The organism is Bradyrhizobium sp. LA2.1, from assembly GCF_040547725.1.
Lineage (GTDB): Bacteria > Pseudomonadota > Alphaproteobacteria > Rhizobiales > Xanthobacteraceae > Bradyrhizobium > Bradyrhizobium barranii.
This window is the reverse complement of the sequence record NZ_JBEPQI010000007.1, coordinates 298,533-310,941: the sequence shown is the minus strand read 5'-3', so window position 1 is coordinate 310,941 and position 12,409 is coordinate 298,533. Positions and strand designations below refer to the sequence as shown.

Annotated in this window: 23 protein-coding genes; all 23 read left to right on the top strand. The window is 63.3% G+C overall.

The genetic code is table 11. From position 1 onward, the window contains the following. The first annotated feature begins 44 nt into the window (after window positions 1-44). The 23 genes from rpsJ to ABIB95_RS16320 all read left to right on the top strand — a co-directional run bounded on the left by rpsJ (window position 45) and on the right by ABIB95_RS16320 (window position 12,280). The gene (gene rpsJ / locus ABIB95_RS16430; protein ID WP_002712302.1) at window positions 45-353 is read left to right on the top strand and encodes a 30S ribosomal protein S10; all 309 of its coding nucleotides are present in this window, start codon (window positions 45-47) and stop codon (window positions 351-353) included. 53 nt (window positions 354-406) lie between these two features. Continuing rightward, entirely contained in the window at window positions 407-1,120 is a 714-nt protein-coding gene (gene rplC, locus ABIB95_RS16425; RefSeq protein WP_063982578.1) for a 50S ribosomal protein L3, read from the top strand. Between the two features lies 1 nt (window position 1,121). After that, entirely contained in the window at window positions 1,122-1,742 is a 621-nt protein-coding gene (gene rplD / locus ABIB95_RS16420) for a 50S ribosomal protein L4 (RefSeq protein WP_011088150.1), read from the top strand. Next, the gene (locus tag ABIB95_RS16415) at window positions 1,739-2,041 is read left to right on the top strand and encodes a 50S ribosomal protein L23 (protein ID WP_007603019.1); all 303 of its coding nucleotides are present in this window, start codon (window positions 1,739-1,741) and stop codon (window positions 2,039-2,041) included. The genes rplD and ABIB95_RS16415 overlap by 4 nt, the downstream gene beginning before the upstream one ends. Window positions 2,042-2,053: 12 nt before the next feature. Next, complete coding sequence (gene rplB, locus ABIB95_RS16410) at window positions 2,054-2,887, top strand: 50S ribosomal protein L2 (RefSeq protein WP_028152985.1); 834 nt, start codon at window positions 2,054-2,056, stop codon at window positions 2,885-2,887. 12 nt (window positions 2,888-2,899) lie between these two features. Then, window positions 2,900-3,178 carry a 30S ribosomal protein S19 gene (gene rpsS / locus ABIB95_RS16405; RefSeq protein ID WP_008136357.1) on the top strand — a complete coding sequence of 93 codons (279 nt, stop codon included), beginning with the start codon at window positions 2,900-2,902 and terminating at the stop codon, window positions 3,176-3,178. A 10-nt stretch (window positions 3,179-3,188) separates the two neighbouring features. Next, window positions 3,189-3,578, top strand: coding sequence for a 50S ribosomal protein L22 (gene rplV, locus ABIB95_RS16400; RefSeq protein WP_011088147.1), 390 nt, complete (start codon window positions 3,189-3,191; stop codon window positions 3,576-3,578). A gap of 18 nt (window positions 3,579-3,596) precedes the next feature. Further along, window positions 3,597-4,322, top strand: a complete 726-nt coding sequence (gene rpsC, locus ABIB95_RS16395; RefSeq protein ID WP_129268065.1) for a 30S ribosomal protein S3 — start codon at window positions 3,597-3,599, stop codon at window positions 4,320-4,322. Between the two features lie 32 nt (window positions 4,323-4,354). Further along, entirely contained in the window at window positions 4,355-4,768 is a 414-nt protein-coding gene (gene rplP, locus ABIB95_RS16390) for a 50S ribosomal protein L16 (protein ID WP_354078117.1), read from the top strand. Between the two features lie 5 nt (window positions 4,769-4,773). Then, entirely contained in the window at window positions 4,774-4,980 is a 207-nt protein-coding gene (gene rpmC / locus ABIB95_RS16385) for a 50S ribosomal protein L29 (protein WP_063986292.1), read from the top strand. A gap of 13 nt (window positions 4,981-4,993) precedes the next feature. Beyond that, entirely contained in the window at window positions 4,994-5,242 is a 249-nt protein-coding gene (gene rpsQ / locus ABIB95_RS16380) for a 30S ribosomal protein S17 (RefSeq protein WP_071912842.1), read from the top strand. An 84-nt stretch (window positions 5,243-5,326) separates the two neighbouring features. Beyond that, complete coding sequence (gene rplN / locus ABIB95_RS16375; RefSeq protein ID WP_007603030.1) at window positions 5,327-5,695, top strand: 50S ribosomal protein L14; 369 nt, start codon at window positions 5,327-5,329, stop codon at window positions 5,693-5,695. Next, the gene (rplX, locus tag ABIB95_RS16370) at window positions 5,695-6,009 is read left to right on the top strand and encodes a 50S ribosomal protein L24 (protein ID WP_063982583.1); all 315 of its coding nucleotides are present in this window, start codon (window positions 5,695-5,697) and stop codon (window positions 6,007-6,009) included. Before rplN ends, rplX begins: the two co-directional genes overlap by 1 nt. Further along, on the top strand, window positions 6,002-6,559 hold the full coding sequence (gene rplE, locus ABIB95_RS16365) for a 50S ribosomal protein L5 (protein WP_063982584.1): 558 nt from the start codon (window positions 6,002-6,004) through the stop codon (window positions 6,557-6,559). Before rplX ends, rplE begins: the two co-directional genes overlap by 8 nt. A gap of 46 nt (window positions 6,560-6,605) precedes the next feature. Continuing rightward, on the top strand, window positions 6,606-6,911 hold the full coding sequence (gene rpsN, locus ABIB95_RS16360) for a 30S ribosomal protein S14 (protein ID WP_063982585.1): 306 nt from the start codon (window positions 6,606-6,608) through the stop codon (window positions 6,909-6,911). A gap of 14 nt (window positions 6,912-6,925) precedes the next feature. Next, window positions 6,926-7,324, top strand: coding sequence for a 30S ribosomal protein S8 (rpsH, locus tag ABIB95_RS16355; protein WP_008136338.1), 399 nt, complete (start codon window positions 6,926-6,928; stop codon window positions 7,322-7,324). A 16-nt stretch (window positions 7,325-7,340) separates the two neighbouring features. Next, complete coding sequence (gene rplF / locus ABIB95_RS16350) at window positions 7,341-7,874, top strand: 50S ribosomal protein L6 (protein WP_063982587.1); 534 nt, start codon at window positions 7,341-7,343, stop codon at window positions 7,872-7,874. Between the two features lie 11 nt (window positions 7,875-7,885). Then, entirely contained in the window at window positions 7,886-8,248 is a 363-nt protein-coding gene (gene rplR, locus ABIB95_RS16345) for a 50S ribosomal protein L18 (protein WP_007603036.1), read from the top strand. A gap of 44 nt (window positions 8,249-8,292) precedes the next feature. Beyond that, a complete protein-coding gene (gene rpsE / locus ABIB95_RS16340; RefSeq protein ID WP_028152981.1) occupies window positions 8,293-8,883 on the top strand; it encodes a 30S ribosomal protein S5 in 591 nt (196 codons plus the stop codon). A 25-nt stretch (window positions 8,884-8,908) separates the two neighbouring features. Continuing rightward, complete coding sequence (gene rpmD / locus ABIB95_RS16335) at window positions 8,909-9,103, top strand: 50S ribosomal protein L30 (protein ID WP_011088137.1); 195 nt, start codon at window positions 8,909-8,911, stop codon at window positions 9,101-9,103. A gap of 75 nt (window positions 9,104-9,178) precedes the next feature. Beyond that, window positions 9,179-9,664: a 50S ribosomal protein L15 gene (rplO, locus tag ABIB95_RS16330; protein WP_014494508.1), complete on the top strand. Its 486-nt coding sequence runs from the start codon at window positions 9,179-9,181 to the stop codon at window positions 9,662-9,664. A gap of 148 nt (window positions 9,665-9,812) precedes the next feature. After that, window positions 9,813-11,144, top strand: coding sequence for a preprotein translocase subunit SecY (gene secY / locus ABIB95_RS16325; protein WP_071912844.1), 1,332 nt, complete (start codon window positions 9,813-9,815; stop codon window positions 11,142-11,144). 275 nt (window positions 11,145-11,419) lie between these two features. Continuing rightward, a complete protein-coding gene (locus tag ABIB95_RS16320; protein WP_354240582.1) occupies window positions 11,420-12,280 on the top strand; it encodes an adenylate kinase in 861 nt (286 codons plus the stop codon). Window positions 12,281-12,409 lie beyond the last annotated feature (129 nt).

The window sequence follows — 12,409 nt, the reverse complement described above, 5'->3', positions numbered from 1 at the left end:
GCTATTCGCTATTCGCCACCCCCCACTAAAGAGAGACCACGGCAATGAACGGCCAAAACATTCGTATCCGTCTCAAGGCGTTCGACCATCGTATCCTCGATACGTCGACCCGCGAGATCGTGAACACGGCGAAGCGCACCGGCGCGCAGGTCCGCGGACCCATTCCGCTGCCCACCCGCATCGAGAAGTTCACCGTCAACCGTTCGCCGCACGTCGACAAGAAGAGCCGCGAGCAGTTCGAGATGCGCACCCACAAGCGCCTGCTCGATATCGTCGATCCGACCCCGCAGACCGTCGATGCTTTGATGAAGCTCGACCTGGCCGCCGGTGTCGACGTCGAGATCAAGCTCTAAGATTTTTGGATCACGTTCGCGACTAGCGGACAGAAAGAACAGGAAGCACGCCGATGCGCTCCGGAGTGATCGCACAAAAGGTCGGGATGACGCGGGTCTTTACAGAGGCCGGCGAACATATCCCCGTGACCGTGCTGAAGCTCGGCAATTGCCAGGTCGTAGGCCACCGCACTGAAGAGAAGAACGGTTACGTCGCGCTCCAGCTTGGTTCTGGCAGCCGCAAGACCGTGTACATGCCCAAGGCAGAGCGCGGCCAGTTCGCGGTCGCCAAGGTCGAGCCGAAGCGGCAGGTCGAGGAATTCCGCGTCTCCGCGGATGCCATGATCCCCGTTGGCGCCGAGATCCTTGCCGACCACTTCGTCGTCGGCCAGTTCGTCGACGTCACCGGCACCTCGGTCGGTAAGGGCTTCGCCGGCGGTATGAAGCGCTGGAACTTCGGCGGTCTGCGCGCCACCCACGGTGTGTCGGTCTCGCACCGCTCGATCGGTTCGACCGGTGGCCGTCAGGACCCCGGCAAGACCTGGAAGAACAAGAAGATGCCCGGCCACATGGGTGTCGACCGCATCACCACGCTCAACCTTCGAGTCGTTCAGCTCGATGTCGAGCGCGGCCTGATCCTCGTCGAAGGCGCCGTTCCCGGCTCCAAGGGCGGTTGGATCCGCGTGCGCGACGCTGTCAAGAAGCCGCTGCCGAAGGATGCTCCGAAGCCCGGCAAGTTCAAGGTTGCTGGCGAAGCGGACGCTGCTCCGGCTGCGCAGGAGGCGTGAGATGGAATTGAAGGTCACGACCCTCGAAGGTAAGGAAGCCGGCTCGGTCCAGCTTTCCGATGCCATTTTCGGCCTCGAGCCGCGCCAGGACATCATTGCGCGTTGCGTGCAGTGGCAGCTCAACAAGCGTCAGGCCGGCACTCACAAGGCCAAGGGCCGCGCCGAGATCTGGCGCACCGGCAAGAAGATGTACAAGCAGAAGGGCACCGGCGGTGCTCGTCACGGCTCGGCCCGCGTGCCGCAGTTCCGCGGCGGTGGCCGTGCCTTCGGTCCGGTGGTGCGTTCGCACGCCACCGACCTGCCGAAGAAGGTCCGCGCGCTTGCCCTCAAGCATGCGCTGTCGGCCAAGGCCAAGGACGGCGATCTGCTGGTGATCGACAAGGCCGCGCTGGAAGCCGCGAAGACCAAGGCGCTGCTCGGCCACTTCTCGGGCCTCGGCTTGACCAACGCGCTGATCATCGACGGCGCCGAGCTCAACAACGGCTTTGCCGCTGCGGCCCGCAACATCCCGAACATGGACGTGCTGCCGATCCAGGGCATCAACGTCTATGACATCCTGCGCCGTCAGAAGCTCGTTCTGACCAAGGCCGCCATCGATGCGCTGGAGGCGCGCTTCAAATGACGAAGAACATCGAGCCTCGCCACTACGACGTGATCTTGTCGCCGGTCGTGACCGAAAAGGCGACGATCGCCTCGGAGCACAACAAGGTCCTGTTCAAGGTGGCCGCGAAGGCGACCAAGCCGCAGATCAAGGAAGCGATCGAGAAGCTGTTCGACGTCAAGGTCAAGAGCGTCAACACGCTGGTCCGCAAGGGCAAGACCAAGATCTTCCGCGGCAATCTCGGCTCGCAGTCGAACAGCAAGCGCGCGATCGTGACCCTCGAAGAGGGCCACCGGATCGACGTGACCACCGGTCTGTAAGGTCGTACGACGATGGCACTGAAAAAATTCAATCCCACGACGCCGGGCCAGCGCCAGCTGGTCATGGTCGATCGTTCGGCCCTCTACAAGGGCAAGCCGGTCAAGGCGCTCACCGAAGGCAAGCACTCCTCGGGCGGTCGCAACAACACCGGTCGCATCACCGTGCGCTTCCGCGGCGGCGGTCACAAGCAGACGCTGCGCATCGTCGACTTCAAGCGCGACAAGGTCGATGCGCCCGCGACGGTCGAGCGGCTGGAATACGATCCGAACCGCACCGCGTTCATCGCGCTGGTCAAGTACGAAGACGGCACCCAGGCCTATATCCTGGCGCCGCAGCGCCTTGCCGTCGGTGATTCCGTGGTTGCCGGCAACTATGTCGACGTGAAGCCGGGCAACGTCATGCCGCTCGGCAACATGCCGGTCGGCACAATCATCCATAACATCGAGGTCAAGATCGGGAAGGGCGGCCAGCTCGCTCGTTCCGCCGGCACCTACGCCCAGCTCGTCGGCCGCGACCACGACTACGTGATCATCCGCCTGAACTCGGGCGAGCAGCGCCTGGTGCACGGCCGTTGCCGCGGCACGATCGGCGCGGTGTCGAACCCGGATCACATGAACACCTCGATCGGCAAGGCCGGCCGCAATCGTTGGCTGGGCCGCAAGCCGCATAACCGCGGTGTCTCGATGAACCCGATCGACCATCCGCACGGCGGTGGTGAAGGTCGTACCTCGGGCGGTCGCCACCCGGTCACCCCGTGGGGCAAGCCGACCAAGGGCAAGAAGACCCGCAGCAACAAGTCGACCAACAAATTCATTCTCCTAAGCCGCCACAAGCGGAAGAAGTAAGGAACGCCGGACATGGTTCGTTCAGTCTGGAAAGGCCCGTTCGTCGAGGGTTCTCTGCTCAAGAAGGCAGATGCCGCCCGCGCGTCCGGCCGTCACGACGTCATCAAGATCTGGAGCCGCCGCTCGACGATCCTGCCGCAGTTCGTCGGCCTGACCTTCGGCGTCTACAACGGTCAGAAGCACGTACCGGTTGCCGTCAACGAGGAAATGGTCGGTCACAAGTTCGGCGAGTTCTCGCCGACGCGGACCTTCCATGGCCACTCCGGCGACAAGAAAGCCAAGAAGGCTTGAGGATTAAACGATGAGCAAACCTAAGCGCGAACGGAGCCTCGCCGAGAACGAGGCCAAGGCGGTCGCCCGGATGCTGCGGGTGAGCCCGCAGAAGCTCAATCTGGTCGCCCAGCTCATTCGCGGCCGGAAGGCGGCTGCTGCGCTCGCCGACCTGCAGTTTTCGCGCAAGCGGATCGCGGTCGACGTGAAGAAGTGCCTGGAATCGGCTATCGCCAATGCCGAGAACAACCACGACCTCGACGTCGACGATCTCGTCGTGGCGCAGGCCTTCGTCGGCAACGGTCTCGTGATGAAGCGCTTTGCCGCCCGCGGCCGTGGCCGCTCGGGCCGTGTCTACAAACCATTTTCGCAGCTGACGATCATTGTTCGTCAGGTCGAAGCCGAAGCAGCAGCGGCTTAAGGGTCGCAGGAGAAAACGATGGGTCAAAAGATCAATCCAATCGGTCTGCGTCTCGGCATCAACCGGACCTGGGATTCCCGCTGGTTCGCCGGCAAGCAGGAATACGGCAAGCTGCTGCACGAGGACGTCAAGATCCGCGAGATCCTGCACAAGGAGCTCAAGCAGGCGGCCGTCGCCCGCATCGTGATCGAGCGTCCGCACAAGAAGTGCCGCGTCACCATCCACTCGGCTCGACCGGGCGTGGTGATCGGCAAGAAGGGCGCCGACATCGACAAGCTGCGCAAGAAGGTCGCGGACATCACCTCGTCCGACGTCGTCATCAACATCGTCGAGATCCGCAAGCCGGAGCTCGATGCGACGCTGGTGGCCGAGTCGATCGCGCAGCAGCTCGAGCGCCGCGTGGCGTTCCGCCGTGCCATGAAGCGCGCCGTGCAGTCGGCGATGCGTCTCGGCGCGGAAGGCATCCGCATCAACTGCTCGGGTCGCCTGGGCGGCGCGGAAATCGCGCGCATGGAGTGGTACCGCGAAGGTCGCGTGCCGCTGCACACGCTGCGCGCCGACATCGACTACGGCGTTGCGACCGCGTTCACGACCTTCGGCACCTGCGGTGTCAAGGTCTGGATCTTCAAGGGCGAGATCCTCGAGCACGATCCGATGGCCCAGGACAAGAGAATGGCCGAAGGCGAGACCAGCGGCGGTGGTGATCGCGGTGGCCGTGGGCGCCGTGACAACGCTGCGGCCTGAGGCCAGCACAGAGAATTTGAGGGCTTGAAGCCATGATGCAACCTAAGAAAACGAAGTTCCGGAAGGCGCATAAGGGCCGTATCCACGGCGTTGCGTCTTCGGGTGCGACGTTGGCCTTCGGCCAGTTCGGCCTGAAGGCGACCGAGCCTGAGCGCGTCACCGCGCGCCAGATCGAGGCCGCTCGCCGCGCGCTGACGCGCCACATGAAGCGCGCCGGCCGCGTCTGGATCCGCGTGTTCCCGGATGTTCCGGTGTCGAAGAAGCCGGCCGAAGTCCGCATGGGTTCCGGCAAGGGTGCGCCGGAACTGTGGGTTGCGCGCGTCAAGCCGGGCCGGGTGCTTTTCGAGATCGACGGCGTCACGGTGCAGACCGCGAAGGAAGCACTGACGCTGGCGGCCGCCAAGCTGCCAATCAAGACGCGCTTCGTCGAGCGCATTGCGGAGTAATGGCCATGGCCCAGATGAAGATCGAAGACATCCGCGCGTTGAGCCCTGATCAGCAGGATGACGCCATCCTGAACCTGAAGAAGGAGCGCTTCAACCTGCGCTTCCAGCGCGCCACCGGGCAGCTCGAGAACACTTCGCGCTTGCGCGAGGCTCGCCGTGACATCGCCCGCATCAAGACCGTCGCCGCGCAGAAGCGCGCGAAAGAGAAGTAAGGGGCTTACGAATATGCCGAAACGTACTTTGCAAGGCGTGGTCGTCAGCGACAAGACTGCCAAGACCGTCGTGGTGCGCGTCGATCGCCGCTTCACGCACCCGATCTACAAGAAGACGATCCGCCGTTCGAAGAACTACCACGCGCACGACGAGGACAACCAGTTCAAGCCGGGCGACATGGTGTGGATCGAGGAATCGAAGCCGATTTCGAAGTTGAAGCGCTGGATCGTGATCCGGGGCGAACACAAGAAAAGCGCCTGATCTGTTGGCTTTAGCCGACTGACTTCAGGAAAATGTTGAGCGCCGGCTGGGCTGGCGCAAGAGAGAAGAGGACGAGGTGCATCAATGATTCAGATGCAGACCAACCTCGACGTGGCCGACAATTCTGGCGCACGCCGTGTCATGTGTATCAAGGTGCTCGGAGGCTCCAAGCGCCGCTACGCCACGATCGGCGACATCATCGTCGTCTCGATCAAGGAAGCGATTCCGCGTGGCAAGGTGAAGAAGGGCGACGTGATGAAGGCCGTCGTGGTGCGCGTCCGCAAGGACATCCGCCGCGCCGACGGTTCGGTCATCCGCTTCGACCGCAACGCCGCCGTTCTGATCAACAACCAGTCCGAGCCGGTCGGCACCCGTATCTTCGGGCCCGTGCCGCGCGAGCTGCGCGCGAAGAACCACATGAAGATCATCTCGCTCGCGCCGGAGGTGCTGTGATGGCTGCGAAGATCCGCAAGGGCGACAAGGTCGTCGTGCTGACCGGTCGCGACAAGGGTCGCACCGGCGAAGTATTCGAGGTTCGCCCGGACGCCGGCACGGCGCTGGTGCGCGGTATCAACATGGTCAAGCGTCATCAGAAGCAGACGCAGGCCCAGGAGGGCGGCATCATCTCGAAGGAGTCGCCGATCCAACTGTCCAACATCGCGTTCGTCGGCAAGGATGGAAAGCCGACCCGCGTCGGATTCAAGATTCTGGCGGACGGCAAGAAGGTCCGCATCGCCAAGAGCTCGGGAGCTGAGATCGATGGCTGAGGTCGCTTACACGCCGCGCCTGCGCGCGGAATATGACGCGAAGATCCGGACGGAAATGACCGAGAAGTTCGGTTATGAGAACGTCATGCAGGTTCCGCGTCTGGACAAGGTCGTGCTGAACATGGGCGTTGGCGACTCCGTCAACGACCGTAAGAAGGCCGAGAACGCCGCCGCTGAATTGACGCTGATCGCCGGCCAGAAGGCGATCGTGACCTATTCGCGTATCGCGATCGCGACCTTCAAGCTGCGTGAGAACCAGCCGATCGGCTGCAAGGTCACGCTGCGCAAGGCCCGCATGTACGAGTTCATCGATCGCCTGGTGACGGTCGCGCTGCCGCGCGTCCGCGACTTCCGCGGCCTGAACCCGAAGAGCTTCGACGGCCGCGGCAACTACTCGCTCGGCCTCAAGGAACACATCATTTTCCCCGAGATCGACTTCGACAAGGTCACGGAAGCCCGCGGTATGGACATCACCGTCTGCACCACGGCCAAGACCGACGACGAGGCGAGGGCCTTGTTGACCGCTTTCAATTTCCCGTTCCGGCAGTGAGACGCTGACCTAAAGCCTCTCAAACGCGGATACCCAGGAGCCAAGCATGGCAAAGAAGAGTTCAGTCGAGAAGAACAACCGGCGCAAGCGGATGGCGAAGAACGCCGCCCCGAAGCGCGAGCGGTTGAAGGCGATCATCGCCGACAAGACGCTGCCGATGGAGGAGCGGTTCGCCGCCACCCTGAAGCTTGCGGAAATGCCGCGCAACTCGTCGGCGACCCGCATCCGTCTGCGTTGCGAGCTGTCGGGCCGTTCGCGCTCGAACTACCGCAAGACCAAACTGTCTCGCATCGCGATGCGAGACCTTGGCTCCAAGGGCATGGTCCCGGGCCTCGTGAAGTCCAGCTGGTAAGGAGGGTCGTTTAGATGTCTACGCACGATCCAATCAGCGATCTGATCACCCGTATCCGCAACGCGCAGATGCGCTCCAAGAGCAAGGTCTCGACGCCTGGCTCGAAGATGCGCGAGAACGTGCTCGAGGTCCTCAAGACCGAAGGCTACATCCGCGGTTACGCCACGCTCGAGCATTCCTCGGGCCGCAGCGAGATCGAGATCGAGCTGAAGTATTTCGACGGCGAGCCCGTCATCCGCGAGATCGAACGAGTCTCCAAGCCCGGGCGTCGTGTTTACGCCTCGGTGAAGGCTCTGCCGCGGGTCAACAACGGGCTCGGCATTTCGGTGTTGTCGACGCCGAAGGGGATCATGGCCGACCACAGCGCGCGCGAAGCGAATGTGGGCGGCGAAGTTCTCTTCACGGTGTTCTGAGAAGGATTGTTGATCCATGTCACGTGTTGGCAAAAGGCCTGTGGCGGTTCCGTCGGGTGTGACCGCGACCGTCGACGGGCAGACCGTCAAGATGAAGGGGCCCAAGGGCCAGCTTCAGTTCGTCGTCCATAACGACGTCGAGGTGAAGCTCGAGAACGGCCAGGTCAAGGTGAACCCGCGGGTCGAGACCAACCGCGCGCGGGCGCTGTACGGTACCGCTCGCGCCCAGGTCGCGAATCTGGTCGAAGGCGTCACCAAGGGCTTTGAGAAGAAGCTCGAAATCACCGGCGTCGGTTACCGCGCCGCGATGCAGGGCAAGAACCTGCAGCTCGCGCTCGGTTACAGCCACGACGTGGTCTACGCGATCCCGGAAGGGATCACGATCACCGTGCCGAAGCCGACTGAGATCACGGTGACCGGCAGCGACATCCAGCGTGTCGGCCAGGTCGCCGCCGAGATTCGCTCCTATCGTCCGCCGGAGCCCTACAAGGGCAAGGGCGTGAAGTATGTTGGCGAATTCATCTTCCGCAAGGAAGGCAAGAAGAAGTAACGGAGCCGGTCATGTCCAAAGCCAAGGTTACCAATGCCCGGCGCAAGCGGAGTGTGCGGCTGAAGCTGCGCCGCTCCGGTGGCGGTCGTCCGCGTCTGTCGGTGTTTCGCTCGTCCAAGCACATCTACGCCCAGGTCATCGACGACCTGAAGGGCGAGACGCTGGCCTCTGCCTCGTCGCTCGAGAAGTCGATGCGCGACGGCGGCAAGACCGGCGCCGACATCGATGCGGCGAAGGCGGTCGGCAAGCTGCTGGCCGAGCGCGCCGCCGAGAAGGGCGTCAAGGAAGTCGTGTTCGATCGCGGCAGCTACCTCTACCACGGGCGCGTCAAGGCACTGGCCGACGCTGCGCGTGAGAGCGGGCTGAGCTTCTAACAGAATTTGAGGATTGAGGCGCAAGCCTCTGAAGGATTGGAAAAATGGCAGAACGCGAACAACGTGGTGGACGCGATCAACGCGGCGGCGGCGGACGTGAACGCCGGGAGGAGCGCGACAGCGAGTTCGTCGACAAGCTCGTCCACATCAATCGCGTGGCAAAGGTCGTCAAGGGCGGCAAGCGCTTCGGTTTCGCAGCGCTGGTCGTGATCGGCGACCAGAAGGGCCGCGCCGGCTTCGGTCACGGCAAGGCGCGCGAAGTGCCTGAGGCGATCCGCAAGGCGACTGAATCCGCCAAGCGCAACCTGACCCGCGTGTCGCTGCGCGAGGGCCGTACGCTGCATCACGACATCGCCGGCCGTCATGGCGCGGGCCGTGTCTACCTGCGTGCTGCTCCGGCCGGTACCGGCATCATCGCCGGCGGCCCGATGCGCGCCGTGTTCGAGACGCTCGGCGTCCAGGACGTAGTCGCGAAGTCGATCGGCTCGTCGAACCCCTACAACATGGTTCGCGCAACCTTCGACGCGCTGAAGCATCAGGATTCGCCGCGTTCGGTCGCAGCCCGCCGCAATATCAAGGTGTCCACCCTCCAGTCCCGCCGTATCGGCGGTGACGCCGAGGCGGCTGCCGACTAACGGAAGCTTTTCGGAGTAGACTCCCATGGCCAAGGCAGCAAAGACGATCAAGCTCGAGCAGACCGGCAGCGCGATCCGCCGCCATCACTCGCAGCGTTCGACGCTGATCGGACTCAAGCTCAACAAGATCGGCCGCACCAGCGAACTGCCGGACACCCCGGCGGTTCGTGGCATGATCGAGAAGGTTCACCATCTCGTTCGCATCGTCGACGAGAAGTAAGCAAAGGCGCAGGATCCCGAAAAGCGGGCACCCGTTTTCGGTGAAGATCATGCGCAAGAAACAAGGAGCAGGGCGATGAAGCTCAGCGATATCGCCGACAACGCCGGCTCGCGCAAGAAGCGTATGCGCGTCGGCCGTGGCATTGGTTCGGGCAAGGGCAAGCAGTCCGGCCGCGGCGGCAAGGGCCAGACCGCGCGTTCGGGTGTGCGCATCAAGGGTTTCGAAGGCGGCCAGATGCCGATGCATCGCCGTCTGCCGAAGCGCGGCTTCAACAACATCTTCCGCGTCGAGTTCGCCGAGATCAATCTCGACCGGCTCCAGGAAGCGGTCGATGCCAAGAAGATCGATGCCGGCAGCGTCGTGAACGTCGAGGCCCTGGTGAAGGGCGGCGTGCTGCGCCGCGCCAAGGCCGGCGTGCGGCTGCTCGGCCGCGGCGAGCTCAAGTCGAAGCTCAACATCGAAGTGCACGGCGCCACGAAGACCGCGATCGCCGCGGTCGAGAAGGCGGGCGGCTCGGTGAAGATCCTCGCCCCTGCCAAGGAAGAAGGCGAGGCGGCGTAACAACTGCGTCATTGGCCCGCGGCTCGCGGGCCTTTACGCGTGTGGGACGTGGACTTATCGAAGCCGAGCCCCAGATAATGTCCGGCGTCCGCTAGAGTAGCCCGGCCGCGGGCATGACGGCGCAATAGGCGGCGGGAGAAAGTCCAAGATGGCCTCTGCAGCGGAACAACTGGCAGCCAATCTCAATTTCGGTGCGTTTGCCAAGGCTGACGAACTGAAGAAGCGCATCTGGTTCACCCTGGGTGCGCTGCTCGTTTATCGGCTCGGGACCTACATCCCGCTGCCCGGCATCGATCCCAACATCTGGGAACAGGTGTTCCGGTCCCAGGCGGGCGGCATCCTCGGCATGTTCAACATGTTCGCCGGCGGCGGTATCCACCGCATGGCGATCTTCGCGCTGAACATCATGCCGTATATCTCGGCCTCGATCATCATCCAGCTCCTCACCACCGTCTCGCCGCAGCTCGAGGCGCTGAAGAAGGAAGGTGAGTCCGGCCGCAAGCTGTTGAACCAGTACACCCGCTATCTCACCGTGATCCTGGCCGCGTTCCAGTCCTACGGCATCGCGGTGGGCCTCGAAGGCGCCGGCAATGTCGTCAGCGACCCCGGCATGTTCTTCCGTCTGTCCACGGCTATCACGCTGACCGGCGGCACCATGTTCCTGATGTGGCTGGGTGAGCAGATCACCTCGCGCGGCATCGGCAACGGCATCTCGCTGATCATTCTCGCCGGCATCGTCGCCGAGCTGCCCGCGGCGCTCGCCAACATGCTCGAGCTCGGCCGTCAGGGCGCGATGTCGACCGGCCTGATTCTGGTCGTCATCATCATGGCGGTCGCCGTGATCGCGTTCATCGTGTTCATGGAGCGCGCGCAGCGCCGGCTGCTGATCCAGTATCCGAAGCGCCAGGTCGGCAACAAGATGTTCGAGGGCCAGTCCTCGCATCTGCCGCTCAAGCTCAATACCTCGGGCGTGATCCCGCCGATCTTCGCGTCCTCGCTGCTGCTGCTGCCGACTACGGTTGCCAACTTCAACGCCGGCAGCGGGCCGGAATGGTTCCAGTGGATCACCACCCAGCTCGGCCACGGCCGCCCGCTGTTCCTGATCATGTATCTCGCGCTGATCGTGTTCTTCGCGTTCTTCTATACCGCGATCGTGTTCAACCCGACCGAGACCGCGGACAATCTGAAGAAGCATGGCGGCTTCATTCCGGGCATCCGCCCGGGCGAGCGCACCGCGGAATATATCGACTACGTGCTGTCGCGCATCACCGTGCTCGGCGCTGTTTATCTGGCGATCGTCTGCTTGATCCCGGAAATCCTGATCTCCTACGCCTCGGTGCCGTTCTACTTCGGCGGCACCTCGCTGCTGATCGTCGTCAGCGTCACCATGGACACGGTGGCGCAGGTGCAGGGCTATCTGCTGGCGCATCAGTATGAGGGCTTGATCCGGAAGTCGAAGTTGCGCGGCCGCCGCCGCTAAGCGCGGCGGTCCCCGAGGGCGGCGCGACAGCGCCGCCGATTCGCCGCGCGAGCAACGCGCGGCGCCCGCCGAGGCGACCAGTCAGCCATTCCAAGACATCGGCAGAGCTGCTCTCCCTGCGACGCAATCACTGATTTCAAAGGCCTTCTTGGCGTCCTGGTATTTGCTCCCCTATGATATGGGTAGCGGTGCGACGCCGATTATGATTTGCACTGTCATTGGACTTCAAACACAGGTGCGCGACGTATCGCTCACCAATCGGGGGGCGTACGCCGATGAGAATTATACTTCTGGGACCGCCGGGGTCGGGCAAGGGGACCCAGGCGCAACTGCTGGTGCAGCGCTATGGCATCGTCCAGCTCTCGACCGGCGAGATGCTGCGCGCGGCCGTTGCGGCGGGAACGCCGGTCGGGCTGAAGGCCAAGGAGATCATGGCCAGCGGCGGCCTCGTGCCCGACGAGATCGTGGTGGGAATCATCTCCGACCGCATCGACCAGCCGGACGCCAAGAACGGTTTCATCCTCGACGGCTTCCCGCGCACCGTGCCGCAGGCCGAGGCGCTGGATGAGCTGCTCAAGCACAAGCATCTCAAGCTCGACGCCGTGGTCGAGCTCCGCGTCAACGAGAGCGCACTCCTGAGCCGCGTCGAGACCCGCGTCGCCCAGATGCGGGAGCGCGGGGAGGAGGTCCGGGTCGACGACACCCCGGAGGTCCTGACCAAGCGACTCGCTAGCTACCGCAGCCAGACGGAACCGCTGATTCACTACTATTCCGAGCGGCGGAAGCTCTCGACCATCGACGGCATGATGGCCATTGATGAGGTCACCCGCGCCATTCATCGCCAGCTCCTGGCCCTCGGGGCGGTCGAACCCAAGACGCATGGCAAGGCCCAAGCGCGCAGCGCGGCCAAGTCGGGGCCCGCCAAGAAGGGTACCAAGAAGGCCAAGGTAGCCAAAAAGCCGGCGAAAACGGCCAAAAAGGCTGCTAAATCCGCTAAAAAGGCCGCCAAGAAGGCGGCCAAGAAAACGGCCAAGAAAACGGTCAAAAAGGCAGCCAAAACGACCGCCAAGAAGGCTGTCAAAAAAGGTGCCAAAAAGGCCGCAAAAAAGGTCACGAAAAAGCGAGCTAAGCGTTAGCAGCGGTTGACGAAAGCCCCCTGAATCCCCTAATAAGCCCCGCATCCAAGTCGGATAGTTTCAAACGATGCCGGGCCCCAGGAAGACCAGGGGTGGGCGTCGTGTTCGCGTTTGTGAACACCTGCCCGA